This is a genomic window from Pseudoduganella sp. GCM10020061, assembly GCF_042683405.1.
In the GTDB taxonomy this organism is placed as follows: domain Bacteria; phylum Pseudomonadota; class Gammaproteobacteria; order Burkholderiales; family Burkholderiaceae_D; genus Telluria.
The window spans coordinates 158,559-183,720 of sequence record NZ_JBHUJS010000006.1; the positions used below are offsets into that span (position 1 = coordinate 158,559).

Here is a 25,162-nt window from a genome sequence, read left to right on the forward strand (position 1 = left end):
TATGGCCGATTCCGCCAAACCCGCTCAGTCGACCGGCGCGCCGCGGCTGTTGCTGACCTCGTCCGCGCTGACCAGCGTGCCCTTGTTGCCCCAGCTGGTGCGGATGAAGGACACCACCGCCGCCACTTCCGCATCGCTCATCGCCACGCCGAACGGCGGCATGCCGTACGGCCGCGGGTTGCCGCCCGTGCTCGGCGGGAAGCCTCCGTTGAGCACCATCCTGACCGGGTTGATTGCCGAGACGTCGGCCAGCGAGCGGTTGCCCGCCAGCGGCGGATAGATCCTCGGGACGCCTTTGCCATCCGCGCCGTGGCACTGCGCGCAGTTGTCCTTGTAGAGCTGCGCTCCCTGCTTGAGCATCGCTTCGGCGGCGGCCGGAACGACGGTTGCCGTCCTTGCCGTGGCCGATGGCGTGCGCGGCAGCGATTTGATGTACACGGCCATGGAGCGCGCGTCCGCGGCGGTCAGGTGCTGCAGGCTGCGCGCCACGACTTCGGCCATGGGGCCGAAGACGGCACCGCGCTGCGCAACGCCAGTGTGCAGCAGGTCGGCGATCTCTTCCGTGCTCCAGTCGCCGGTCCCGGTCTCGGACGTGAGCGACGACGCATACCAGTCCTGCATCGGAATCATGCCGCCGGCAAGGTCGTTCCCGGCCAGGGTGCCGCCCAGGGCGTCGCGCGCTGTATGGCAGGCGGCGCAATGGCCCAGGCCCTGCACCAGGTAGGCGCCCCTGTTCCACTCGGCGCCGCGATGCGCCTGCGGCTTGAATTCGCCGGGGATGAAGTAGAGGTGGCGCCAGAACGCGAGCAGGATGCGGTTGTTGTACGGGAAGCGCAGCCCATGCGCGCGGTTCGGCTGGCGCACCGCAGGCATGCTGCGCAGGTAGGCGTACATCGCGTCCGAGTCTTCCCGGGTCACTTTGGTGTAGCTCGGATAGGGGAAGGCGGGATACAGGAAGCTGCCGTCCCGGGACTTGCCGTTGTGGATCGCACGCCAGAAGTCGTCCGCGCTCCAGTCGCCGATGCCGGTCTCCCGGTCGGGCGTGATATTGGTCGTGTAGATCACGCCGAATGGCGTTTCGATGGCGCGGCCGCCCGCATTGACCTTGCCGCCCAGCGTGGTGTGGCAGCCCATGCAGTTGCCCGCGAGCGCCAGGTACTCGCCACGGCGCAGCTGCGCGGCCGGGTCGGCCGGCGCGGCCGCCTTCCGGTCGGCGCCGGGTTCGCTCGCTATTTCCAGCAGTACGATGGATACGGGCAGCAGGACCAGCACCGCCACGACGGCCAGCAGGATGCGCTTGATCAGGGTTGATTTCTTCATGGGGTGACGGTGCCGCACGGGAGGGGCAGCTTGGTAGTGGGCGCCGCGGCCGGGCGCATGTCGGCGGCGAGCGGCTGCGATGCCAGCCAGGCCGAGGCCGCGCTGATTTCCTCAGAGGTGAGCCTGGCGGCGATCTGCGCCATGCAGTCCGGCGCCGCCGCCTTGCGGGTGCCCGTTTTCCACGCGCCGAACTGCGCATTCAGGTAGTCGCGCGGCAGCCCGAGCAGGCCGGGAATGGCCGGATTGACGCCGGTGAGCTGCTGCCCATGGCAGGCCACGCAGGCCGGAATATTGCGCGACGGGTCGCCGTTCAGCACCAGGGCGCGCCCGCGCTCGAGCACCTGGGCCGATACTTTGACCGGTGCCGGCGCGGGGTAGGGCGGATGCAGGCTGGCGTAGTAGGCGGCCAGTTCGTTCAGGTAGGCGTCCGAGAGGTGCGCGACCATATAGGTCATCATCGGGTAGCGCCTGCGACCCTCGCGAAAATTGACCAGCTGGTTGTACAGGTAGCCCTGCGGCTTGCCGGCGATGCGCGGGAAGTAGCCGTCCGGCGTCGCGCGGCCTTCCTTGCCGTGGCAGGCAGTGCACGCAGCCGCGCGCTGCGCGATGGTGTCCTCGACCCGGACGGCGGGCTGCGACTGGGCGGCGGCCGGCAGCGCGGCCAGCGCCAGCGCCGCCGCAATGAATAGATCTCTGCACATGCGAATGTCCTGCTGAGTTGATACCCCGCCATTGTCCTCTGGCGGCTGCAAGATGAACAGTAGCAGTACAGCGATGTTTTTCCATATCAGTTGCCGTGCGACTATGCGGCGCCTCCGCGCCATGCCAACTGATCCGCAAATCGGCACGCCGCCTGCCACTGTTTTGTTTGTGCGGTACCATGGACAATGGATGGGAGAAGCGATGTTCCAAACCCTCCTATTAAGGTCAACCATGGACAGCAAACCAGACTCCAAGATGCGCTCGCTGCCGGACACGCTCAAGGCAGTGGCCTGGTCCTTCATCGGCCTGCGCCGCAAGAAGGATTTCGACCAGGACGTCGGCAACATGAACCCCGTGTACGTGCTGGTCTGCGCGCTGCTCGGCGCCGGGCTGTTCATCGGCGCGTTGCTGGCGGTGGTGCATGCGGTGACGTGACGGCACGCCCGATGAAACGCTACGAAGCGCTCGCCGAAGAAATCGCCCAGTCGATCAGGACGGGCGTGATGAAGCCGGGCGACCGGCTCCCGTCGGTACGCCAGTCCAGCGCGAGCCGCGGCGTCAGCCCCTCCACGGTGTTCGAGGCCTACTACCTGCTGGAGGCGCGCGGGCTGGTCCGGGCGCGCGAGCGTTCCGGCTACTACGTGGTCGGCGGCGGCAAGGCGCTGCCGCCGGAACCCGAGCTGGCGTCGCATCCCGACGGCGGCCGCACCAGCGTCGATGTCAGCAACCTGGTGTTCGACGTGCTGCAGGCCACCCGCACCCGGGACGTGGTGCCGTTCGGATCGGCCTTTCCCAGTCCCTTGCTGTTCCCGCTGCCACGTCTGGCGCGCTCGATGGCATCGACCGTCCAGCAGATGGATCCCTGGAGCACAGTCGACGACCTCACGCCCGGCAACGCCGAGCTGCGGCGCCAGATCGCGCTGCGCTACCTGGCCGACGGCGTCCATGTGCATACGGACGAAATCGTCATCACGAACGGCGCGCTGGAGGCCCTCAATCTGTGCCTGCAGGCGGTCGCGCGGCCAGGCGACGCGGTTGTCGTGGAAGCGCCGTCGTTCTACGCGGCGCTGCAGGCGCTCGAGCGGCTCGGGCTGAACGCGGTCGAGGTCAAGACCCACCGCGCGAGGGCATCGACCTGGACGACCTCGCGCAGGCCCTGGCGCGGCACCAGCCCAAGGCATGCTGGCTGATGACGAACTTCCAGAACCCGCTCGGCAGCACGATGCCGGACGAGAAAAAGCGTGCGCTGGCCGAGCTGCTGCGCCAGCATGGCGTCGCCCTGATCGAAGACGATGTCTACGGCGAGCTGTACTTCGGCAACCGGCGGCCACCTCCCGCCAAGGCGTTCGACAGCGGCGGCATGGTCATGCATTGCTCGTCCTTCTCGAAATGCCTTGCGCCCGGATACCGGATAGGATGGGCGGTGGCAGGACGCTTCACCCAGCAGGTAGCCCGGCTCAAGCTGACCACCACGCTGTCGGCATCGGCGCCGGCGCAGGCCGCGCTGGCCGACTACCTGGTGCGCGGCGGATTCGACAAGCACCTGCGCCAGCTGCGCCATGCGCTGTCGGTGCAGCAGGGATCGATGATCCAGGCGGTGGCGCGGCACTTCCCGGCCGGGACGCGCGCCACGCGGCCGGGCGGCGGCTACTTCCTGTGGGTCGAGCTGCCTGGCAATGTGGATGCGCTGGAACTGCACCGGCAGGCGCTCTCGCTCGGCATCAGCGTGGCGCCCGGGCCGATGTTCTCCGCCCACCGCAGTTTCGGCAATTGCGTGCGGCTGAACTACGGCCATCCGTGGGACGCGCGCAGCGAGGACGCCGTCGCCACACTGGGACGGCTGGCCGCCACCCTGATGCGAAAGGCGGCGTAGCAGGACAGGCACCACCGAACAACAACAAACGAAGGGGCTGCGATGTTTGGGTTCACTGCACTGGAATTGGCGCGCATACAGTTCGCCTTTACGATCTCGTTCCACATCATCTTCCCGGCGATTACGATCGGGCTCGCGTCCTACCTGTTCGTGCTCGAGGTGTGCTGGTTGCGCACCCGGCAGGAACGCTACCGCGACCTGTACCACTTCTGGCTGAAGGTCTTCGCGGTCAACTTCGGGATGGGCGTGGTGTCCGGGCTGGTGATGTCCTACCAGTTCGGCACCAACTGGAGCGCCTTCTCCGAGTTCGCCGGCAGCGTGACCGGCCCGCTGCTGGCGTACGAGGTCCTGACCGCCTTCTTCCTGGAGGCCGGCTTCCTCGGCGTGATGCTGTTCGGCTGGAACCGGGTCGGGCCCGCGCTGCACCTGTTCGCTACCGGGATGGTGGCGCTCGGGACGCTGATCTCTGCCACCTGGATCCTGGCGGCAAACAGCTGGATGCAGACGCCGCAGGGCTACGACATCGTCGGGGGCCGCATGATCCCGGTCGACTGGCTGGCCGTGATCTTCAATCCCTCGTTCCCGTACCGGCTGCTGCACATGAGTATCGCGGCCTTCCTGGCGACCGCGCTGCTGGTCGGCGCCTCGGCAGCGTGGCACCTGCTCAAGGGGAACGACAACAAGAGCGTGCGCACCATGCTGTCGATGGCGATGTGGATGCTGGCGATCGTGGCGCCGATCCAGGCGCTGGTGGGCGACTTCCACGGCCTGAACACGCTCAAGCACCAGCCGGCCAAGATCGCCGCGATGGAAGGACACTGGGAGCACCTGCCGCAGGGCGAGGGCACGCCGCTGGTGTTGTTCGCGCTGCCCGACATGGAGCAGGAACGCAACCGCTTGACAGTCGAGATACCGCGCCTGGGAGGACTGATCCTCGCGCACGACTGGAACGGGCGGATCCCGGCGCTGAAGGACTTCCCGCGCGAGGACCGGCCCAACGTGGGCATCGTGTTCTGGGCCTTCCGCATCATGGTCGGGCTGGGCGTGCTGATGATCCTGCTGGGCTTCTGGAGCCTGTGGCTGCGGCGCGGCGGCAGGATGTACAGCCACCGCGCCTTCCTGCACGCGGCAACCTACATGGGAGGCGCCGGACTGGTGGCGATCCTGGCCGGCTGGTTCACCACCGAGGTCGGACGCCAGCCCTGGGTGGTGTACGGCGTAATGCGCACCAGCGAGGCGGTATCGGCGCACGCCGCAGAACCGGTGGCGTTCACGCTGGGCCTGTTCATCATCGTGTATGTGTCCGTGTTTGGCATCGGCACCGGCTACGTGCTGCGGCTGATCCGCAAAGGGCCGGTGCCGTTCGAAGGCAGCAAGCCGACGCCGGGCGGTCCGGGCAGCACGCGCCAGCAGATGCGCCCGATCTCGGCGGCGCAGGAGCACATGTCGGTGGACGACCTGGACGGACAACCTGGCGAGAGGAGCTAATCATGGGAATCGACCTGCCACTGATCTGGGCGATCATCATCTTCTTCGGCGTGATGATGTACGTCGTGATGGATGGTTTCGACCTCGGGATCGGGATCCTGTTCCCGTTCGTGCAGGACCGGCATGAGCGCGATGTCATGATGAATACCGTGGCGCCGGTCTGGGACGGCAACGAGACCTGGCTGGTGCTGGGCGGGACCGGCCTGCTGGCCGCGTTCCCGCTGGCGTACTCGGTCGTGCTGAGCGCCCTGTACCTGCCGCTGATCCTGATGCTGCTCGGGCTGATCTTCCGAGGCGTCGCCTTCGAATTCCGCTTCAAGGCGCCGGAGAGGGAGCGCCACATCTGGGACAAGGCCTTCATCGGCGGCTCGGTGGCGGCCGCTTATTTCCAGGGCGTGACGCTGGGCGCCTTCGTGGCCGGCATCCCGATGCGCGGCCATGTCTATGCGGGCGGGCCGCTCGACTGGATCGCACCGTTTCCGCTGTTTACGGGGCTGGGCGTGGTGCTGGCGTATGCGCTCCTGGGCAGCACCTGGCTCGTGATGAAGACGGTGGGGCCGCTGCACGAACGCATGGTGCAGCTTACGCGGCCCGTGACCTGGGCGCTGCTGATTGCGATTGCCGTGGTCAGCATCTGGACGCCGCTGAGCGACGCGCGCATCGCCGAGCGCTGGTTCAGCCTGCCCAATATCATCTGGTTCTCGCCGGTGCCGCTGCTGCTCGGGCTGACCATCCTGGTACTGGTGCGCAGCCTGAAGCACGAGCCGCGCGTGACCCCGTTCATGTGCGCGCTGGGCGTGATCTTCCTGGGCTATACGGGGCTGGCGATCAGCATCTGGCCCAACATCATTCCGCCGCTGATTTCGTTCCGCGAGGCGTCGTCGCCGCCGCAGAGCCAGGGCTTCGCGCTGGTGGGCACGCTGTTCATCCTGCCGCTGATCCTGGGCTACACGGCATGGTCCTATTACGTTTTCCGCGGCAAGGTGACGGGCGATGAGCACTACCACTAGGCGCAAGGAGTGGCTGGTGCGGCTGGCCTGGATGGCGGGAATCTGGCTGGCCAGCGTCGCCGCACTGGGCGTCGTGGCGCTGCTGCTGCGCTTCCTGATGCGCGCCGCGGGCATGTCATCGCCTGGCGGCTGAACGCGCGGGCGAGCGTCAGGACCGCAGCGCGGCGTCGAGCAGGGTGAAGGCGTGGCGGACGGTGTCGTCGGCCATATCGAGCAGGTTGTCGCCCACGTAGAGCTCGACGTAGCTCGTCTCTGGCAGCGCGGCGTGCGACGCGCGCGTGAACATCCAGATGCCGTGCTCGCGCGCCAGCTCGTCGCGCAACGCAAGCGCGCGCTCGCGCGAGACCGGCAGGTGCAGGTGCAGCATGTTGGCCTGCGGGCTGGCCGGATTGACGCGGATGGCCGGGAACTCGCGCAGCAATCCGTACAGCCATTGCGTCCGCTCGAAGCAGGCCGGCATCGCGGCCAGGCGCTGGTCGAACTGCATGGCGGCTGCGGCGACGTAGGGCGTGCGGTGGATGACGTTCCCGCCTGTGCGGCGGAACCATTCGGCGGCCCGCGCGACAAAGCCGGCGTCGCCCAGCAGCATCGCGCCGCCCAGTCCGCCGATCCCCTTGTACATCGAGACATAGACCGAATCGAAACCGGCCGCGATCTCGCGCGCGCTGCGGCCAAGCGCGGCCGCGCATTCCCACAAACGCGCGCCGTCCATGTGCAGGTGCGCGCCGCGCGCGCGGCAGTGCGACTTGATCGCTTCCAACTCTTCCCATGCCGGGTTCTGGCCGCCGATCTCGCGCATCGGCACTTCCATCGCGACCGCGCCCAGGCGGTCCGGAATCGCGGCCAGGTCCGCGACGGTCCACGGGCGGTAGCGGTCGCCCGCCTGCAATGCCTGGAAATGGCCGAGCAGCTGGTAGTTGGAGCGTTCGTGCACGAGGATGTGCGAGGTCGGATGCAGGGCCACCAGGCGGGAGCCGCGGTCTTCGCAGCCAAGGCGCAGCGCGGTCACCTGCGCCATCGTGCCGGTGATGCAGAATACCGCCTGCTCGAAGCCCAGCAGGTCCGCGACCTTGCGCTCGAATGACTGGATCGCGTCGCCGCTGCCGTACACATCGTGCTCGATGCCGTTGTCGGCGCACCATGCGGACATCAGGGCGAACATCTCGGCCGGCGAGCGTGCGCGGTGCCCCGGCAGGACCGTATGGCAGGCGCGTTGCAGGCCGGCGGCGTTCATTGCGCCTCCTGATGCGTCACATGGACGGAGTGGAACTGCAGCGCCGCCAGGTTGGCATAGATGCCGCCCAGTGCGACTAGCTCCGCATGGGTGCCGGTTTCGACGACCTTGCCGTCTTCCATCACGATGATGCGGTCGGCGCGCTGCACGGTTGCCAGGCGGTGCGCGATGATCACGGTAGTGCGGCCCTGCATCGCCGTCTCGAGTGCGCCCTGGACCAGGCGTTCGGACTCGGCGTCCAGCGCGCTCGTCGCTTCGTCCAGGAGCAGCAGGGAAGGGTTCTTCAGCAGGGCGCGCGCAATCGCGATGCGCTGGCGCTGTCCGCCGGACAGGCGCACGCCGCGCTCGCCGAGGAAGGACTGGTAGCCTTGCGGCAGGCGTTCGATGAATTCGTGGGCGGCCGCCATGCGTGCAGCCTGGATGACTTCCTCGTCGGTCGCGTCCGCGCGGCCGTAGCGGATGTTCTCCATCGCGTTGGCCGAGAAGATCACCGTGTCCTGCGGCACGATGCCGATGGCGCCGCGCAGGTCGTGCAGCGCGAGCGTGCGGATGTCGACGCCGTCCAGGGTGATCGCGCCCGACTGCGGATCGTAGAAGCGCAGGAGCAGCTGGAACAAGGTGGTCTTGCCCGCGCCCGACGGTCCCACCACCGCCACGGTTTCGCCGGGACGGATCGAGAGCGTCAGCTGCGACAGGGCAAGGGTTTCCGGGCGCGACGGATAGGAGAAGTTCACGTCGCGCAGCCCGATCGCCGCGCCGTCGGCGGAGCGCGGCGGCAGGGCGGCCGGATGCGCCGGTTCCTGGATCGGCGACTGGACCGCCATCAGCTCCTGCAGGCGCTCGGCGGCGCCGGCGGCGCGCTGCAATTCGCCCGCCACTTCGGCCAGGGCGCCGACCGAGCCGGCGGAAATCGCTGCGTACAGGATGAACTGGCCAAGGTCGCCGCCGGTCATGGTGCCTTCCAGGACCGCGTGCGCGCCCAGCCACAGCACGAACACGATCGCGCCGAACACCAGCAGGATGGCCAGCATGGTGAGCGTGGCGCGGGCACGGATGCGGCGCATCGCGGTAACGAATGCGTCCTCGATCGCGGCCCCGAAGCGCCGGGTTTCGATCTGCTCGTGCGTGTAGGCCTGCACGGTCGGCATCGCATTCAGGATCTCGCCGGCCATCGCGGAGGTTTCGGCGATGCGGTCCTGCGAGTCGCGCGACAGCTTGCGTACGCGGCGGCCGAACAGCACGATCGGCAGCACCACCAGCACCAGCAGGCCGATGATGATCGACGCCAGCCGCGGGCTGGTCACGAACAGCATCACCAGGCCACCCAGGAACATCAGCGTATTGCGCAGCGCCTGCGAGACATTGGTGCCGACCACGGTCTGCACCAGCGTGGTGTCGCCGGTCATGCGCGACAGGACTTCGCCGGTCTGCGTCGTTTCGAAGAATTCCGGACTCTGGCGCAGCACGTGGCGGTACACCGCGTTGCGGATATCCGCGGTGATGCGCTCGCCCAGCCAGGAGACGGTGAAGTAGCGCGCCGCGGTGCCGGTGGCCAGCAGGGCGGCCAGCCCGAACAGCGTCAGGAAGGTCGTATTCACGTTCTGGATGCCGTGCGCGCCGGCGGCGGCGCCGAAGCCCTGGTCGATCATCTGCTTGAACGCGGCGGGAATCGCCAGCGTGGACGCGGCGGTCACCACCAGCGCAATCAAGGCAAAGATCACCTGGGCACGGTAGGGGCGGAAAAACGGCGCGAGGCCAAACAGGCTGGAAATGCTGCCCTTGCGGTCCTGGTCCTGCGCGGTGGAGCTATTGGTCATTGGTTCTGCTGCTTGTTCTTAAAGTTGTATGGGGTCGACATAACCCGTCATTTCAAGGTATCCCTGTCCTGCGCGCCTGCCTTCGCGTTCCACCGTGACCGCACCTTCCCAATAGACGGCGCCGGTGGAGCGGCGCGAGTCCAGCTCCTGGTCGTCCTGCAAGGGCTTGATCTGCCAGGTCGCCGAACCGGTGCGAAGCTCGGTCGCGACCGGATACTCGGCATTGGTGCGCGGCGAACGCCAGTGCGCGCGCGGCGTAAATACCACCTCGCCGGGCGCGAATCGGGACACCCTGCCTGCGGCGTCGCGCAGGGTCGCATGGGCCCATAGTTTACCACCTTGCTTACTCCTGATCTGGAAAGCCATCAGTGCCGAGCCGTCGTCGAGGTTCAGCCCGACCCAGTCCCAGCCGGCGGCGTCCGGGTCCAGCGCTTCGCTCGACCATTCGTGGTCCAGCCAGGCCGTCCCGCTCACCGCGCCGCGCGACGTGCTTCCGCTCACGGCCAGATGCGGCTCGCTGTAGTAGTAGCTGGCCTGCGCGGGATTCGGTCCCTTGCGCGAGAAGCCGCCTTCGCCCTGGACCAGCACGGGCTGGGTGGGCGTCAAGCGCAGGTCGAGGTTGAATTCGCGGGCCCGCAGCCGCACCCTGTAGGCGCCGTCCGCGCCCCGTTGCATGGTCCAGCCGTCCAGGCGGATATCGGTGTCGCCGACCCTGGCCTGCGCCAGCCCGAAACCTTCGCGCGCGCTGCGCTGGTCGTGCAGCAGTCGCCCGGTCGCCGGATCGGACAGCGCCGCATGGCCGATCACCAGCTGGCGCGCGGCAAAGCGGCTCGGATTGTGGCGCGCCAGGCCGGTGGCGCTGCGGAAGAACGTGACCTGGAAGCCGAGCGGCTTGCCGCTGGTGGTCTTGAGCCAGCCCGTCACGTACCACCATTCGGTCTTGAAGGCCGGATGGGCGCCGTAGTCGCGCGGGAAGGCCAGCGGCTGACCGGGCGTCACGGGCGCGAATGCGGGCGCCGCCGCGCACCACTGCGCGGCCAGCAGCAACAGCGGCAGGAGCAGCCGGCGCAGCATCACCAGTCCTCCCGCACCGCGCGCAAGGGGCCGCCGGACAGCGCAAAGCGCCCGGACACCAGCGCCGTCGCGACGGAGGCCACGACGAGTGCGGCCGCCACCGCCGCGAGCAGCATCCACGGCAGGTGCAGTTCCATGGTCCAGTGGAAGGACTGCGGGTTCACCACGAACACCAGCACCAGGCTGATCGCAAAGCCAAGCGCAAAGCCGCAAGCCACGCCGAGCACGGCCAGCAGCAGGCCTTCGGCAGCAAGGATGCCGAGCACCTGGCCGCGGGTGAGGCCCACATGGCGCAGCATGCCGAATTCGCGCGCCCGGGCCAGCGTCTGGGCCGAGAAGGTGGCCGCGACGCCGGACATGCCGATCGCGATGGCCACGGCTTCGAGCAGGTAGGTCACGGCAAAGCTGCGGTCGAAGATCGCCAGGCTCATGGCGCGGATTTCGCCCGGTTCGGTCAGCTCGAGCTGCTTGCCGAAGGGCAGGTCACGCACTTGCCCCATGACCGTGCCCGCTGCTGCGCCCTCGCGCAGCCAGACGGCGGCATCGGTGGCGTCACGGTCCCCCGTGAGCGCCTGGTAGTCCTCGGCCCGGATCTGTACCGCGCCGAACTGGCGCGCGTAATCGCGCCACACGCCTGCAACGAAGAAGCGGCGCATGCCGCCGCCGACCGGCAGCTCGAGCCATTGGCCGGGAGCCGTGCCGTACAGGTCCAGCATCGCTTCCGAGACCCAGGCCGGCATGGCTCCGGCCGGCACCGGGAGCGCCGCGCCGGTGAGCGGCATGATGTCGCCAGGCTTGCCGGGATCGATCGGCCTGGCCAGCAGCGCCACCGGCGGCCGGGCCGGGTCGAGCGACAGCTGGCGCATGCGCAGGAAGTTCACCCGTTCGACGCCCGGGATCGAGGCTATGGCCTGCTGTTCGGCAGGACCAAGCGCCGCGGTGGCGCCGCCGGAAGCGCTGCGGATGTACACATCCGCCGGGAGCACCTGCACCAGCCAGGCGTCCACCGAGTCGCGGAAGCTGGAGACCATGATGGCCATCGCCACCATCAGGCTGAAGCTGGCCAGCACGCCGCCCAGCGCGATCGAGGCCTGCCCGCTGGCGTTGGCGAGGCGCGCCAGCGCCAGTCCCCCAACCGCGCCGCCGGGCTTCGTGCGCGACAGCAGCCGGAACAGCACGGCGGCAATGCGCGGCATCAGGGCGATCGCGCCGACCAGCATCAGGGCGATGGCGATGTAGGCAAACAGCGGCAGCCCGCCCACCGGCGGCGCCTGCGTCAGCAGCGCGCCGGCCGCGAGGAGCAGCAGGCCCGGCCAGGCGCGCGACAGCCGGTTCAGCGCAGCGTCGCCGGCGCCGGACTTGAGCGCCACCGCCGGCGCCGCGCGCGACGCCTCCAGCGCGGGCGCAGCGCAGCCGGCCAGTGCGACCAGCGTCCCCAGGATGAAATAGCCGAGCGCCGCCGCGGGAGCGAAGTGCACCTGCGGCTGCACGCCGGGGAAGTAGCCGCCGCCAAGGTCGCCGCCGAACAGGTGCAGCACCGCATATGCCAGCCCATAGCCGCCCGCGATGCCCAGCGCCGATCCGATCATGCCCAGTGCAGCGCCCTCCGCCAGTACCTGGGCGAGCAGTGCGCGGCGTTCCAGGCCCAGCACGCGCAGCAGCGCAAACTGGCTGCGGCGGCGGATGACCGACAGCGCCTGCGTGGAGAACACCAGGAAGGCGCCGGTGAACAAGGCGACCAGCGCCAGTACGGTGAGGTTGACGCGGTAGGCCCGGCTCATGGTGCCGACGCGGCTTTCCTGCGTGAGCGCGGCATCGGTGACCACGAAGCGGCCCGGCGCGCGCCGTTCCAGGTCCGCCGACAGGCTCGCCATGAAGCGCGCGGTGTCGATGCCGGGCGCGAGCTTGAGGTCGATCCGCGACAGCTTGCCGAGCCTGTCGAAGCGCCACTGCACGCCGGCGATGTCCATCACGCCGAGGCGCTGGCCGGTGCGCGCGCCGGGCACCGTGCCGGCCACGCGCAGCACCACTTCCCGGGTGCCGCTCAGGACGGCCAGGCTGGACCCGGCTTTGACGCCGAGCCGGTTCGATGCGGCTTGCGACAGGAACAGCGTGTCGTCGGCCATGGTATCGAGCATGGCGCCCTTGGCCGGCACGCCGACAAGGCCGGGCGAGACGGCAGTCGCGCGCATGGCATCGATGCCGATGATCCTCAGGGGGGCTTGCTGGCCGGGCAGGGCGGCGGCCACTTCGAGCACCGGACTGGCAGCGGCGACGCCTTCGCGCTGCGCCAGGTCGGGGTAGATCGCTTCGTCGAAGACGCCCTCGCGGCCCTCCACGCGCAGGTCCGCTTCGCCGGACAGGCTGCGCGCGGCGGCGGAGAACTCGTTCAGTGCGGCTGCATTGATCAGGTGGATCGCGAACCCCATCGCAACGCCGACGGCGATGGCCGCCACGGCGACCAGCGCGCGCATGGGCTGCGCGCGCCACTCGCCCGCGAGCATCCAGCGCCAGAGGAGGGTCAGCCGGGGCATTCGACCTTCAGCGCTTCGGCCGCGCGGTCGGCCTTGCGGCGCAGGATGCGCGACTGGTCGCTGTCGCGCGCGTTGCGTGCGTCGTCATCGGCCCATTTCTTTTGCAGGCGCAGCTTTTCGCAGCGCTGGTGGCGCTGCGCCGCATCGCGCAACATGCGTGCGCGCACCCGTTCATGCTGCGCTTCGCGCTGCCGGCGCTCCGCGCCGAGCTGGTCTGCCAGCGCTTTCTGGCGCTGCAGTTCGGCCTCCGGAGCGGGCTGTGGCGCGGCCGCCGGCGCGGGCGGTGGCACCTCCAGTTGCGTCACCCGGGCGCCGGGACAGGGCGATTCGGAGTAGGTCACTTTGCCATTGTGGGTGCATTTGAAGACTTGCGCGCCTGCGGCGCTGGAGACGGTGAGGCAGAGCAGGATGGTCGCGGCGCGCAGCATGGTGTCCCCCTAGAGTATCTTCCCGGGGTTCATGATGCCGAGCGGGTCCAGCGCGGCTTTGATCGCACGCATCATGTCGAGTTCCACCGGCGGCTTGTAGCGTTCCAGTTCCCCGCGCTTGAGCGCGCCGATGCCGTGTTCGGCCGAGATCGAGCCGCCGTGCGCGGCCACGCTGTCGTGCACGATGCGGTTCACCGCGTGCTGGTGCACCAGGAAGTCCTCGTCCACGCCGCCCGGCGGCGGAGCGACGTTGAAGTGCAAGTTGCCGTCGCCCAGATGGCCGAAGCACACCAGCTGGCAGCCCGGGAAGCCGAGCTGCAACTCGGCGGCGGTGTCGCGGATGAACGCGGGGATCAGCGATACGGGCAGCGAAATATCGTGCTTGATGTTCTTGCCCTCTGCGGCCTGCGCCAGCGGAATGTGCTCGCGCAGCCGCCACAGGTCGCGCGCCTGTCCCACCGACGACGGCACCACGGCTTCGAGCGAAGCGTCTTCCGCGAGCGCTGCGCCGAGGCTGTGTTCCAGCAGCTGCGTGGCGTGCTCCTGCGACTCGCTGCTTTCCACATCGACCAGCGCGTAATACGGCGACGGCGCGCGGAACGGCTGCGGCAGCGCGGGGAAATGGCGCGCCACCAGCTGCATGCACAGGTCGGACACCAGTTCGAATGCGGTGAGCCCGGCGCCGCACTCGTCCTGCAGGCGCGAGAGCAGTCCCAGCGCGGCCTCCGGCGATGCCAGCGCGACCAGCGCGGTGGCCGAACCGCGCGGCTGCGGATACAGCTTGAGCACCGCTGCGGTGATGACGCCCAGCGTGCCCTCCGCGCCGACGAAAAGGTCGCGCAGCGAATACCCGGTGTTGTCCTTGCGCAGGCCACGCAGGCCGTCCCAGACCTCGCCCGACGGCGTGACTACTTCCAGCCCGAGGCACAGGTCGCGCGCATTGCCGTAGCGGAGGACGGCGGTGCCGCCCGCATTGGTGGACAGGTTGCCACCGATGGTGCAGCTTCCTTCGGACGCAAGCGACAGCGGGAACAGGCAGCCATGGACGGCCGCGGTTTCCTGCACCTGCTGCAGCAGGCAGCCGGCATCGACGGTCATGGTGCGGTTCGCCGGATCGACGGCGCGGATGCGGTTCAGCCGCGCCAGCGACAGCACGACCGCCTCGCCGCTGGCGTCGGGCACGCTGCCCAGCACGAGGCCGGTGCGCCCGCCCTGCGGCACGATCGGCACCTGGGCGGCGGCGCAGGCACGCACCAGCGCCGCCACCTCTTCGACGCTGCCCGGGCGCAGCACGGCGCGCGCGCGGCCCGTAAAGCGGCCGCGCCAGTCGGTGAGGAAAGGCTCCATGCCCGCCACATCGGCCAGTACGTGCCCGTCGCCGACGATCGCGCAGCAGGTGTCGAGGAAGGAGTCGCTCATTTTGTCCCGTTGACGCGTTCCAGCAGTTCCTTGGCCATCTTGCGCGCGGCCTTCTTGTAAGGCCGCAGGAACAGCAGGGTACAGGTGAAGTACACCACCACCAGCACCGCTTCGCCCCAGGCCATCAGCGCGGACAGCGGCCCGGTGTCGCTGTAGGCCCGCACCACGCCTTCGGCGAAGTAGAGCAGGATGACCATCGAAGACCATTGCAGGGTGTAGATGTCGCGGCGGATGGCGCCGATCAGCGGCAGCAGCAGCGGCACCGCCTTGAGCGCCAGCAGGCTGCCGCCCGGGCGCAGCGGCGCGACCACGGTTTCCCAAGCCACCAGCCAGGCGATCAGCAGGGCCATGCTGGCGACGGCGCCACGATGGAAGACTTTTTGCGCATCCATCAGCGGACTCCTTCGAGGCGGGCGACGGTTTCGGCAAGCCGGCGGCCGAGCGCGACCGCGAGCTTCTTTTCGTCCTCGCTGATCGGGCGGTTGTTATCCAGGCCGGCCCAGTGCGAGGCGCCGTACGGGCCGCCGCCGGATTCGGTCGTCATCAGCTCCGGGTGCGAATAGGGCAGGCCCATGACCAGCATCCCATGGTGCAGCAGCGGGATCATCATCGACAGCAGGGTCGATTCCTGGCCGCCGTGCAGGCTGCCGGTGGAGGTGAATACGACTGCCGGCTTGCCGGTCAGGCTGCCGGACAGCCATTCGGTCGCGGTCCCGTCGAGGAAGTACTTCACGCTTGCCGCCATATTGCCGAAGCGGGTGGGCGAACCGAGCGCGAGGCCAGCGCATTCGTCCAGGTCCGAGCGTTCGACATACGGCGCGCCCTTGGCCGGGACGTCCGGCTCGACCGCTTCGGCGACGGTGGACACGGCCGGCACGGTGCGGATGCGTGCGTCGATACCGGGAACGCTTTCGATGCCCTGGGCGATGAGTTCGGCCAGTTTGCGGGTCGCGCCGTGACGCGAGTAGAACAATACGAGAATAATCGGGTTGGATGCTTTCATCATTGGTATTATAGGGCGCTTTCAAACTGACAAGGCCGGCTAACGGCCGCGATGACCCACCGATGCATCATGAACCGGCCACTCCCCACCCGCACCGACACGGCGTCCTGGCGCATGGCATGGACGTGGCGAGGGGACTGACCTGGAGCGAAGTCGTCGACCTGGTGCGCTTTGCGCACCGCCGCCTGTCGGAAGAGCGCCTGCCCCAGGTTGCGGGCGGCCTCACCTTCACCACCGTGCTGGCCGTGGTCCCGCTGCTCACGATCGTGTTCGCGGTCTTCACCACCTTCCCCGTGTTTACCGCGTTCCGCGCAGCCCTGGAAGCGTACTTCGTGCAGTCGGTGATGCCCAAGGCGATCGCCGACACCATCGTTGCCAACCTCACGGCCTTCGCGGGCAAGGCCACGCGCCTGTCCACCATCGGCGCGGTGGTCCTGCTGTTTACCTCCACGGCCATGATGGGCATGATCGAGCGCGCCTTCAACCAGATCTGGCGCGTGCAGCGTCCCCGCCCGCTGTCGCAGCGGGTGATGATCTACTGGGCGCTGGTGACGCTAGGCCCGCTGCTGATCGGGCTGTCGCTGACCATGACCACGCAGCTGTACGTCGCGACCAGCGGGCTGCTCGAATCGCTGCCTTACCTGGGCGCGGTACTGTACACGGCGCTTTCGGTGCTGCTGACCACCGGCGCGTTCACGCTCCTGTACATGTGGCTGCCGAACCGCCACGTCGACTGGCGCGATGCGGTCTGGGGCGGCCTGGCCGCGGCGCTGGCGTTCGAGATCGCCAAGCGCCTGTTCGCGGTGTTCATCAAGCAGTTCCCGACCTACGCCATTATTTACGGCGCGCTGGCCGCGCTGCCGCTGTTCCTGCTCTGGATTTACGTGTCCTGGCTGATCACCCTGGTCGGCGCGCTGATCACCGCCGCGCTGCCGGTGGTGAAGTACGAGCGCTGGTGGCACAAGCCGGTGCCGGGGAGCGAGTTCGTCGACGCGATGGCGATCCTGAAGGTGATGTATGCGAGCCGCGAGCTGGGCGACAGCACGCTGGTCGCCTCGTCGATGATCCGCAAGCACACCCGGATCGGCTACGAGGAAATGACGGCGCTGCTGCAGCAGATGGAATCGCATGGCTGGGTGGGGCGCGTACGCGCTCCGGCGCCGGCGCACGGTCCATGGCGCCGCAAGATGCGCTACGACCTCGACCACTGGGTACTGCTGGTGAACCCGGACAAGGTGCGGGTGGCCGATGTCTACCGGATCTTTGCGTTCGCCGGCGGCGAGGGCGGCAGGCAGGAGGCCCGCTCGGCGCTGGAACTCGACACCGGCGCCCTGGCGCGCCAGGTGGAAGAAGCGGTCGAGCGCGGCCTGGAGCAGACCCTGTCGGCCCACTTCAGGCGCCCCGCGCCGCCCTGATTCCTACCAGCTCAGTTTGGCGGTCAGCATCTGCCAGTACATCACCCAGTCGCCCATGAAGGAATACAGCGGGTGGCTGAAGGTGGCGGGCCTGTTCTTCTCGAAGAAGAAGTGGCCGACCCAGGCCGCGCCGTAGCCGGACAGCAGCGCGAACAGCAGCCATGCCGCATCGAGGCTGACGCCGAACTGCACCAGCGCCGCCAGCGCGGACGAGGAACCGATGAAGTGCGCGCGGCGGCACAGGCGGTTCTGGTGTTGCGACAGGTAGAACGGATAGAACTCCGAAAAACTGGCAAAGCGGGTCGCGCTGGTCATGTCGTCTCCTTGCTGCCGAGTGCGAAGCCATACAGGGCGTCGAGCACCGCGTCGGGCTGCTCGGCCATCATCTGGTGCCCCGCATCCACCGTCACGATCCTGGACTGCCGCAGCGCGGCCGCCAGCTGGCGTGCGCTCTTCGGCGGCGTCATCATGTCGCGCGCCCCCTGCAGCAGCAGGACCGGACAGTCAACGCTGGCTGCTGCCGCCTCGCCGTTCGCATACGCGTTGCAGGCCGTGAAATCGGTGTGGAACAGGTGTGCGGGATTGCGCGCGCTCATGCGCTGCATCAGGCGCTGCGACATGCCCATGGTCCAGAAGCCAGGCCCCGGGCAGGACGGCTTTTGCGCCAGCGTCGAGTGCGACCAGATGTTGACCATGTCGATCGCGGACGGCTCGTCGTTATTCGAGGTTTCCAGCAGTGCTTCGGAAACCCGCATCGGATAGGTGCTGCCCACCAGCGCCAGGGCGGACACGCGGCCGGGAGCGCGGAATGCCGCCTCGAGCGCGATCAGCGATCCCATGCTGTGGCCAGCCAGCAGCGCGCGCTGCACGCCGGCGCGGTCCAGCACCGACAGCAGCCAGTCCGCCATCGCTTCGACCGTATCCAGCGCCGGCCCGGCGCTGCGCCCGTGGCCCGGCAGGTCGACCGCCAGCACGCCGAAGCCGTGGTGCGCGAAATAGCGGCTCTGCAAAGCCCACACCGAATGGTCGTTCTGCGCGCCGTGGATGAACACCACGGCCGGCAGCGCGGGATCGAACGGGCGGCCGCCCGTATAGCAGTAAGCGCCATCAATCATCATCTCAGGCTCCTTTCTGCGCGGCCTTGAGCGCGCGCCCGAGGTCTTCGAGCAGGTCGTCGGCGGACTCGAGGCCGACCGACAGGCGCATGGTGCCTTCGGCGATGCCCGAGGCGGCCAGCTGGTCCGCCGGCACCCGCAGGTGGGTGGTGGAAGCAGGGTGGATCACCAGCGAACGCGCATCGCCGACATTGGCCAGGTGGGTGAACACCTTGAGGCTGTCGACGAAGCGACGGCCCGCTGCGCGGTCGCCCTTGAGATTGAACGAGAACACCGCGCCGCAGCCCTTGGGCAGCAGGGTCTTGGCAAGCTCGTAGTCCGGGTGGCTGTCCAGTTCCGGATAGGAAACCGAAGCGACGGCCGGGTGGGACACCAGGAACTCCACCACCTTGCGGGTGTTGGCGATATGGCGCTCCATGCGCAGCGACAGCGTCTCGACACCCTGCAGGATGGCGAAGGCCGCGTGCGGCCCCATGGCCGCGCCGAAGTCGCGCAGGCCTTCGCGGCGCGCGCGCAGCGCGAACGGCGCCACGGTCGACTCTTCTGCGAACACCATGTTGTGGAAGCCCTCGTAGGGTTCGCACAGTTCGGGGAAACGGCCGCTGCGATCGTGCGCCTGCTGCCAGTCGAACGTGCCGCCGTCCACCAGCAGGCCGCCGATGGCGGTGCCGTGCCCGCACAGGAACTTGGTCGCGGAATGGACCACCAGGTCGGCTCCATGGTCGAACGGGCGCAGGAGGTAAGGCGTGGTAAAGGTGGAATCGACCATCAGCGGCAGGTCATGGTCGTGCGCAAGCGCGGCCACGGCCGGGATATCGAGCACGTCCAGTCCGGGATTGCCGAGCGTTTCGCCGAACAGGGCCCTGGTCTGCGGCCGGATCGCGGCCTTCCACGCGTCGAGGTCGCGCGGATCGATGAAGGTGGTCTCCACCCCGAAGCGCTTCATCGTGTAGGCAAGCAGGTTGTGCGAGCCGCCGTACAGCGCGCGCGATGCGACGATGTGCGAGCCCGCCCCGGCGATGGTGGCCAGGGCCAGGTGCAGCGCGGCCTGGCCGGACGCGGTGGCGATCCCGGCGACCCCGCCTTCGAGGGCGGCAATACGTTCTTCCAGGACCGCGTTGGTCGGATTCGATATCCGCGAATAGACGTGTCCGGCGCGCTCCATGTTGAACAGGGAAGCGGCATGATCGGAATCGCGGAATGCGAACGATGAGGTGAAATAGATCGGCGTGGCGCGCGCGCCGGTGGCTGGATCGGGCGCGGCGCCGGCATGCAGCGCCAGCGTGTCGAAGCCGGGATAACGGGGTCCGCTCATAGGTGTGCCGGGTGATGGAGATGGCGCATCGTAGCACCGTTTGCCAGGCATGTAACCCCGCCCGGCGCGTCTTGCGCGAGCGCAAAGCTGGATTTTTTGCTACGCTTAGGCTACAGTCGATCAGCACTGCTATAAAGACAAGGTGACCCCCATGAAAGTCTCTGAAATCCTCCAGGTGAAGGGCAATATCCTCTACACGGCCACGCCCGAGATGCCGCTGGTCGATGCCGCCAGCCTGATGGCGGAAAAGGACATCGGGTCGCTGGTGGTGATGGAATTCGGGGACCTGGTGGGCATGCTCACCTTCCGCGAAGTGATGAAGGCGCTGCACGACAACGGCGGCAGCGTGGGCACGGGCACCGTGCGCAAGCACATGGACGACCACCCGATCACCGTGACGCCCGACACCGAAGTGAACGAGGTGCGCCGCATGATGCTCGAGAAGCACGCGCGCTACCTGCCGGTGATGAATGCCAAGACGCTGCAGGGCGTGATCTCGTTCTACGACGTGGCGAAGGCGGTGCTGGAGGCGCAGAGCTTCGAGAACCGCATGCTCAAGGCTTACATCCGCGACTGGCCGGCCGAGACGGCCAACGAGGAAGACTGAACCGGCAGCCGCCGGTTTTTTTTTATTCCACGGCAGTCCGCCGAAGGCGGGGGGGCCGGGCCGCTGCCCGGACCACGCGCCTATCCGGCGGGGACGGCGGTCGCCAGCCAGTCGGCCAGCGCCGGAGCGGGCAGGGGCTTGGCAAATAGGAAGCCCTGCGCCAGCGGGCAACCGAGCGCCGACAGCACCTGCGCCTGGCGTTCGTCTTCCACGCCTTCGGCGACGATCGACAGCCCGAGGTTGCGACCCAGTTGCACCACCATCTCGGCGATGCTGCTGCCGCGCGCCGATCCCGTGATCTCGGTGACGAAGGTGCGGTCGATCTTGAGCCGGTCCACCTGCAGGCGCTGCAGGTGCGACAGCGACGAGAAGCCGGTGCCGAAGTCGTCGATCGCGATCGACACGCCGGTCTGCTTGACCTGCGCGAGCACGCGGATCAGCAGGTCCGGCTCTTCCATCGCCATCGATTCCGTGATTTCCAGCTCGATGTGCTGCGGCGGCGCGCCGGTGTCGGCCAGCGCCCGCTGCAGCATGTGCAGGAAATACGGATGGCGGAACTGGACCTGCGACACGTTGATCGAGATGGTGAAGTCGCGGTGCCCGCAGGCGCGCAGGCGCACCAGTTCCCGGCATGCCTCGCGCAGGACCCATTCGCCGATCTCGATGATCAGGCCGGAATATTCGGCGATCGGGATGAAGCGGTCCGGCGAGATGAACTGGCCGTCGCGCGTCTGCCAGCGCAGCAGGGCCTCGGCGCCGACCGTGCGGCGCGATTCCAGGTCGATCTGCGGCTGGTACACGATCGACAGCTCGTTGCCGGCAAAGCCGGCCCGCAGCGCGTGCATCATGCTGACCCGCTCGCGGATCTCCACGCCCATGCTGCGCGTGAAATAGAAATGCCCCGAACGCTTCTGGCTCTTGGCGCGCTTGAGTGCGATGTCGGCATCCTTGAGCGCGTCGCCGCCGGTGCCTTCGTGCTCGCCCAGGCGCACCAGTCCCAGCGTCGCCGAGATCTGGACATCCTGGCCTTCCAGCGTGAACGGGATGTCGAACAGCGGCAGGATGCGTTCCGGATTGACCGCGGAGGCGTCGCCCAGCACGGCAAAGGTATCGCTGCCGATCCGCGCCAGCACCAGGTTCAGTCCCAGGCGTGCCTGCAGGCGGCCGGCCACCGCGACCAGCAGCAGGTCGCCGAAGTGGTGGCCAAGGGCGTCGTTGGTCTCGGCGAAGTCGTCGATATCCACCAGTGCGAGCGTGGTGCGGGCGCGCGCCGGCGCCAGCATGGCGCCGTCGAGCAGTTCCACCAGGCGTGCGCGGTTCGGCAGCTTGGACAACTGGTCGTAGAAAGCGGCGTTGTGCAGGTGGCTGACCAGCTCCACGTTATCGAGGCCGACCGCCACGTGGCTGGCAAAGATGTCGAGCAGGCGCAGCTCGACGGAGCCCGGGGCCTGTGCCACCGGCAGGTGGGCGGCGAACTCGCGCTTGCTCTTGCCGCGGATGTACAGGGTGATGCTGTCGTCGCGCACGATGGTGCGCCGCTCGCCCAACGCCTGCTCCAGTGCCGCGTGGATCGCGCCTCCGCGCACGGCCGTCAGCAGGCCGCCGCCCAGCGCCGCGTGCGGCCCGGCCGCAGCCAGCGCATGCAGCAGGTGTCCGTCGCCGGCCGGCTCCTTGGCGCACAGCACGCCGGACGGGGTGGCGCGCAGCAGGCCGCAGGCCTGTTCCAGCACGCCGGCGCCGAAGTCCCGGGCGCCGTTCAGGGCCATCAGGCCGGTGCAGGCATTCAGCACGCGGTCCATGCCCTGGCGGCTGCGGTTGATCGCGGTGATCTGCTCGTACGAGCGGATCGCGGCAGTCACCGCGGTGTACAGCTTGATGCGGGTGAGTTCGGACTTGGTCTTGTAATCGTTGATGTCGTAGTCGCGGATCGCGTCGATCTCGGGCGCGTAGCCGGGCTGCCCGGTGCGCAGGATGATGCGCAGCTCGTGCAGGCCGAGCGTCTCGCGGATGTGGCGGACCAGCGCCAGGCCCGCGTCGTCGCGTTCCATCACCACGTCCAGCAGGACCACGGCGATATCGCGTTCGCGGCCCAGCAGCTGGCGTGCCTCTGACGCGGAATACGCGTGCAGGAACTCGAGCGGGCGGTGCTGCATTTCCAGGCTGCCCAGCGCAAAGGTGGTGGTCGAATGCACGTCCTCGTCGTCGTCGACGATCAGGACCCGCCACACGCTACCCCCGCTTGCTGTCGCCGGCACTGCTTCCTCGTCCAGGAAGACCAGCTGATCGTGGTCCTGCCCCGGCATAGGGGAGGGTGCTGCCATATTGCTTCTCCGGGGATATATACATACTCACACAAACTCACTACTGCTGTGTGACTGAAGTATATGCGGAACGTCAACAGTAGAGAAATAAAAAGATGTAGCGGAGAATTAAAACAACACTGGACGGTCGCCGGCAGCGCCGCGCAGCGACTGGTAGAATTGGTTTTTTCGCACCTCTCCCGCTCCTCCCATGTCCGGCAATTCATTTGGCAAGCTCTTCACAGTCACCACCTTTGGCGAATCGCACGGACCGGCCATCGGCTGCGTGATCGACGGCTGCCCGCCGGGACTCGAGCTGGCCGAAGCGGACATCCAGCCGGAACTCGACCGGCGCAAGCCGGGCACCTCGCGCCACGTGACCCAGCGCCAGGAAAGCGACACCGTGTCGATCCTGTCGGGCGTGTACGAGGGCCGCACCACCGGCACCCCGATCGCACTGCTGATCCATAACGAAGACCAGCGCAGCAAGGACTACGGCAATATCGCCGAGAGCTTCCGTCCCGGCCATGCCGACTATACCTACTGGCACAAGTACGGCATCCGCGATCCCCGCGGCGGCGGGCGCTCGTCGGCGCGCCTGACCGCGCCAGTGGTCGGCGCCGCTGCCATCGCGCGCAAGTGGCTGCGCCAGCAGTACGGCACCGAAGTCATGGGCTACATGAGCCAGCTGGGCGATATCGCGGTGCCGTTCGACGGCTGGGAGCACGTGCACGCCAACCCTTTCTTCGCGCCGACCGCCGATGCGCAGCTGCTGGCGCGGATGGAGGCGGCGATGGACGAGCTGCGCCGCGCCGGCGACTCGGTCGGCGCCCGCATCGAGGTGGTGGCGCGCCAGGTGCCGGTCGGCCTGGGCCAGCCGATCTACGACAAGCTCGATGCCGACATCGCCTACGCCATGATGGGGATTAACGCGGTCAAGGGCGTGGAGATCGGCGCCGGCTTCCGCTCGGTGGCGCAGCGCGGGTCCGAACATGGCGACGAGCTGACCCCGCACGGATTCGTCGGCAATAACGCCGGCGGCATCCTGGGCGGGATCTCGACCGGCCAGGACATCCTGGTGTCGGTCGCGATCAAGCCGACGTCGTCGATCCGCACGCCGCGCCGCTCGATCGACAAGGCGGGCCAGCCGGTGACGGTGGAGACCTTCGGCCGCCACGATCCCTGCGTCGGCATCCGCGCGACGCCGATCGCCGAAGCGATGCTGGCCCTGGTGCTGATCGACCACGCGCTGATGCACCGCGCCCAATGCGCCGACGTGCGCGTCGATACCCCGCGCATCGCCTGACTTTTTTTCTAACCGAGGCGCCCGTGCCGGCGCCGCGCCTACAGCTTCACGCCCGATGTCCACGCAGTCGCCGAAATTCGCGCAGTTCCTGTTCAGCTATTACGCCCACGCGGGCACCTTCGCCACCTACGCCAGCCTGTTCTTTGCCGCGCGCGGCATGAGTCCGGGCCAGATCGGCGTGCTGATGTCGCTGATCCAGGTGATGCGCATGATCGGCCCGAACCTGTGGGGCTGGGTTGCCGACCGCAGCCACCGCCGCATCCTGGTGCTGCGCGCGAACGCAGTGGCCGCGCTGTTCGCGTTCACGGGACTGTTCTTCGCGCACGATTTCGCATCCCTGTTCGCGGTCATGGTGCTGCTCAACCTGTTTACCAGCGGGATGGTGCCGCTGGCCGAAGCCCAGCTGCTGTCGGAGATGCGCGGCGACCTGTCCGGCTACGGGCGGGTGCGCCTGTGGGGTTCGATCGGCTTCATCCTGGCGGTGACGGGCGCCGGCTACGGGCTCGAATGGTGGGGAGTGGAAAGCCTGCTGTGGATCGCGGGCGCGTTGCTGCTGCTCGTGCTGGCGGCCACGCTGCAGGTGCGTGAAGCGGCCGCCATCGAACGGCCGAAGGGCCACGTGCCGGTGTTGCATGTGCTGCGCCAGCCCGACGTCGCCGCCTTTTTTGCCAGCACCGCGCTGATGGTCGCGGCCCATACCTCGCTCTACGTTTATTACTCGCTGTACCTGGAGCGGATCGGCTACAGCAAACCGGTGATCGGCGCCATGTGGTCGGTCGGCGTGCTGGTCGAAATCGGGTTCTTCTATTTCCAGTCGGCCGTCATGGCGCGGCTGGGCGCGCGCAGGCTGATGATGCTGGCGTTCGCGGTGGCGACCGGCCGCTTCATCCTGATCGGGGCAGGCGCAGGCTGGTTTGCGGTGCTGCTGTTCGCGCAACTGCTGCATGCGGTGACGTTCGCGGCCCACCATTCGAGCGCCATCGTGGCGATGCAGAAGTGGTTCGCCGGGCCGCTGCAGGCGCGCGGCCAGGCCCTGTACATGAGCATCGCCTACGGCGTCGGGGGATCGGCCGGCGGCCTGTTCATGTCGCTGTGCTGGGAGAAGCTGGGGCCGTCCGGCGTGTACTACGCGGCCAGCGTGCTGGCGACGCTCGGCCTGCTGTGCGCGCGCTTTTCGTTCCGCTGGCAGGGGCGCAGCTAGC

Annotated in this window: 22 protein-coding genes and 1 pseudogene; 9 read left to right on the forward strand and 14 right to left on the reverse strand. The window is 68.2% G+C overall.

Annotated features, from left to right (window positions below; all coding sequences use genetic code 11):
* Nucleotides 1–24 precede the first annotated feature (24 nt).
* Nucleotides 25–1,320: a c-type cytochrome gene (locus ACFSQR_RS12415; RefSeq protein WP_377730132.1), complete on the reverse strand. Its 1,296-nt coding sequence runs from the start codon at nucleotides 1,318–1,320 to the stop codon at nucleotides 25–27.
* Nucleotides 1,317–2,021: a c-type cytochrome gene (locus ACFSQR_RS12420; protein ID WP_377730133.1), complete on the reverse strand. Its 705-nt coding sequence runs from the start codon at nucleotides 2,019–2,021 to the stop codon at nucleotides 1,317–1,319. Before ACFSQR_RS12420 ends, ACFSQR_RS12415 begins: the two co-directional genes overlap by 4 nt.
* A 232-nt stretch (nucleotides 2,022–2,253) precedes the next feature.
* Between ACFSQR_RS12420 and ACFSQR_RS12425 the strand changes: the two genes are divergently transcribed.
* From ACFSQR_RS12425 to ACFSQR_RS12445, 5 genes and pseudogenes are all read left to right on the forward strand, one after another.
* Nucleotides 2,254–2,457, forward strand: a complete 204-nt coding sequence (locus ACFSQR_RS12425) for a DUF2970 domain-containing protein (protein ID WP_377730134.1) — start codon at nucleotides 2,254–2,256, stop codon at nucleotides 2,455–2,457.
* 68 nt (nucleotides 2,458–2,525) lie between these two features.
* Nucleotides 2,526–3,895, forward strand: a pseudogene (locus ACFSQR_RS12430) (PLP-dependent aminotransferase family protein).
* A 42-nt stretch (nucleotides 3,896–3,937) separates the two neighbouring features.
* A complete protein-coding gene (locus ACFSQR_RS12435) occupies nucleotides 3,938–5,383 on the forward strand; it encodes a cytochrome ubiquinol oxidase subunit I (protein ID WP_377730135.1) in 1,446 nt (481 codons plus the stop codon).
* A 2-nt stretch (nucleotides 5,384–5,385) separates the two neighbouring features.
* Complete coding sequence (gene cydB / locus ACFSQR_RS12440; protein ID WP_377730136.1) at nucleotides 5,386–6,393, forward strand: cytochrome d ubiquinol oxidase subunit II; 1,008 nt, start codon at nucleotides 5,386–5,388, stop codon at nucleotides 6,391–6,393.
* The gene (locus ACFSQR_RS12445; RefSeq protein WP_377730137.1) at nucleotides 6,377–6,526 is read left to right on the forward strand and encodes a DUF2474 domain-containing protein; all 150 of its coding nucleotides are present in this window, start codon (nucleotides 6,377–6,379) and stop codon (nucleotides 6,524–6,526) included. The genes cydB and ACFSQR_RS12445 overlap by 17 nt, the downstream gene beginning before the upstream one ends.
* Before the next feature lie 15 nt (nucleotides 6,527–6,541).
* On the opposite strand, the gene ACFSQR_RS12450 is transcribed toward ACFSQR_RS12445, so the two are convergent.
* The 8 genes from ACFSQR_RS12450 to wrbA are packed head-to-tail and all read right to left on the reverse strand — an operon-like array spanning nucleotide 6,542 to nucleotide 15,902.
* A complete protein-coding gene (locus ACFSQR_RS12450) occupies nucleotides 6,542–7,627 on the reverse strand; it encodes a threonine aldolase family protein (RefSeq protein ID WP_377730138.1) in 1,086 nt (361 codons plus the stop codon).
* Nucleotides 7,624–9,444 carry an ABC transporter transmembrane domain-containing protein gene (locus ACFSQR_RS12455; protein WP_377730139.1) on the reverse strand — a complete coding sequence of 607 codons (1,821 nt, stop codon included), beginning with the start codon at nucleotides 9,442–9,444 and terminating at the stop codon, nucleotides 7,624–7,626. The genes ACFSQR_RS12450 and ACFSQR_RS12455 overlap by 4 nt, the downstream gene beginning before the upstream one ends.
* Before the next feature lie 18 nt (nucleotides 9,445–9,462).
* Nucleotides 9,463–10,518, reverse strand: coding sequence for a lipocalin-like domain-containing protein (locus ACFSQR_RS12460; protein WP_377730140.1), 1,056 nt, complete (start codon nucleotides 10,516–10,518; stop codon nucleotides 9,463–9,465).
* Nucleotides 10,518–13,052: an FtsX-like permease family protein gene (locus tag ACFSQR_RS12465; RefSeq protein WP_377730141.1), complete on the reverse strand. Its 2,535-nt coding sequence runs from the start codon at nucleotides 13,050–13,052 to the stop codon at nucleotides 10,518–10,520. Before ACFSQR_RS12465 ends, ACFSQR_RS12460 begins: the two co-directional genes overlap by 1 nt.
* Nucleotides 13,040–13,480, reverse strand: a complete 441-nt coding sequence (locus tag ACFSQR_RS12470; RefSeq protein ID WP_377730143.1) for a DUF4124 domain-containing protein — start codon at nucleotides 13,478–13,480, stop codon at nucleotides 13,040–13,042. Before ACFSQR_RS12470 ends, ACFSQR_RS12465 begins: the two co-directional genes overlap by 13 nt.
* A 9-nt stretch (nucleotides 13,481–13,489) precedes the next feature.
* A complete protein-coding gene (locus ACFSQR_RS12475) occupies nucleotides 13,490–14,899 on the reverse strand; it encodes an FAD-binding oxidoreductase (protein ID WP_377730145.1) in 1,410 nt (469 codons plus the stop codon).
* A complete protein-coding gene (locus tag ACFSQR_RS12480) occupies nucleotides 14,896–15,291 on the reverse strand; it encodes a DUF2069 domain-containing protein (RefSeq protein ID WP_377730147.1) in 396 nt (131 codons plus the stop codon). The genes ACFSQR_RS12475 and ACFSQR_RS12480 overlap by 4 nt, the downstream gene beginning before the upstream one ends.
* The gene (gene wrbA, locus ACFSQR_RS12485) at nucleotides 15,291–15,902 is read right to left on the reverse strand and encodes an NAD(P)H:quinone oxidoreductase (RefSeq protein ID WP_377730227.1); all 612 of its coding nucleotides are present in this window, start codon (nucleotides 15,900–15,902) and stop codon (nucleotides 15,291–15,293) included. The genes ACFSQR_RS12480 and wrbA overlap by 1 nt, the downstream gene beginning before the upstream one ends.
* Before the next feature lie 62 nt (nucleotides 15,903–15,964).
* Here wrbA and ACFSQR_RS12490 point away from each other — a divergent pair, with 62 nt between their 5' ends.
* On the forward strand, nucleotides 15,965–17,317 hold the full coding sequence (locus ACFSQR_RS12490) for a YihY family inner membrane protein (RefSeq protein ID WP_377730149.1): 1,353 nt from the start codon (nucleotides 15,965–15,967) through the stop codon (nucleotides 17,315–17,317).
* A gap of 3 nt (nucleotides 17,318–17,320) precedes the next feature.
* Here ACFSQR_RS12490 and ACFSQR_RS12495 read toward each other — a convergent pair whose 3' ends face one another.
* Genes ACFSQR_RS12495 through ACFSQR_RS12505 form a run of 3 tightly spaced genes read right to left on the reverse strand, consistent with a single transcriptional unit; the run spans nucleotide 17,321 to nucleotide 19,747 of the window.
* Complete coding sequence (locus ACFSQR_RS12495; protein ID WP_377730150.1) at nucleotides 17,321–17,632, reverse strand: Mpo1-like protein; 312 nt, start codon at nucleotides 17,630–17,632, stop codon at nucleotides 17,321–17,323.
* Nucleotides 17,629–18,435, reverse strand: a complete 807-nt coding sequence (locus tag ACFSQR_RS12500) for an alpha/beta fold hydrolase (protein WP_377730151.1) — start codon at nucleotides 18,433–18,435, stop codon at nucleotides 17,629–17,631. Before ACFSQR_RS12500 ends, ACFSQR_RS12495 begins: the two co-directional genes overlap by 4 nt.
* A gap of 1 nt (nucleotide 18,436) precedes the next feature.
* Nucleotides 18,437–19,747: an O-acetylhomoserine aminocarboxypropyltransferase gene (locus tag ACFSQR_RS12505; protein WP_377730152.1), complete on the reverse strand. Its 1,311-nt coding sequence runs from the start codon at nucleotides 19,745–19,747 to the stop codon at nucleotides 18,437–18,439.
* A gap of 151 nt (nucleotides 19,748–19,898) precedes the next feature.
* Between ACFSQR_RS12505 and ACFSQR_RS12510 the strand changes: the two genes are divergently transcribed.
* A complete protein-coding gene (locus tag ACFSQR_RS12510; protein WP_377730153.1) occupies nucleotides 19,899–20,354 on the forward strand; it encodes a CBS domain-containing protein in 456 nt (151 codons plus the stop codon).
* Nucleotides 20,355–20,434: 80 nt separating this feature from the next.
* Here the strand turns inward: ACFSQR_RS12510 and ACFSQR_RS12515 are convergent, their stop codons facing one another.
* Nucleotides 20,435–22,675 (reverse strand): EAL domain-containing protein, encoded by a 2,241-nt coding sequence (locus ACFSQR_RS12515; RefSeq protein WP_377730155.1) that lies wholly within the window; start codon nucleotides 22,673–22,675, stop codon nucleotides 20,435–20,437.
* Between the two features lie 190 nt (nucleotides 22,676–22,865).
* Here ACFSQR_RS12515 and aroC point away from each other — a divergent pair, with 190 nt between their 5' ends.
* Together aroC and ACFSQR_RS12525 are read left to right on the forward strand one after the other, a co-directional pair.
* Nucleotides 22,866–23,960 carry a chorismate synthase gene (gene aroC / locus ACFSQR_RS12520; RefSeq protein ID WP_377730157.1) on the forward strand — a complete coding sequence of 365 codons (1,095 nt, stop codon included), beginning with the start codon at nucleotides 22,866–22,868 and terminating at the stop codon, nucleotides 23,958–23,960.
* Nucleotides 23,961–24,015: 55 nt separating this feature from the next.
* The gene (locus ACFSQR_RS12525) at nucleotides 24,016–25,161 is read left to right on the forward strand and encodes an MFS transporter (RefSeq protein WP_377730158.1); all 1,146 of its coding nucleotides are present in this window, start codon (nucleotides 24,016–24,018) and stop codon (nucleotides 25,159–25,161) included.
* The last annotated feature ends 1 nt before the right edge of the window (nucleotide 25,162 follow it).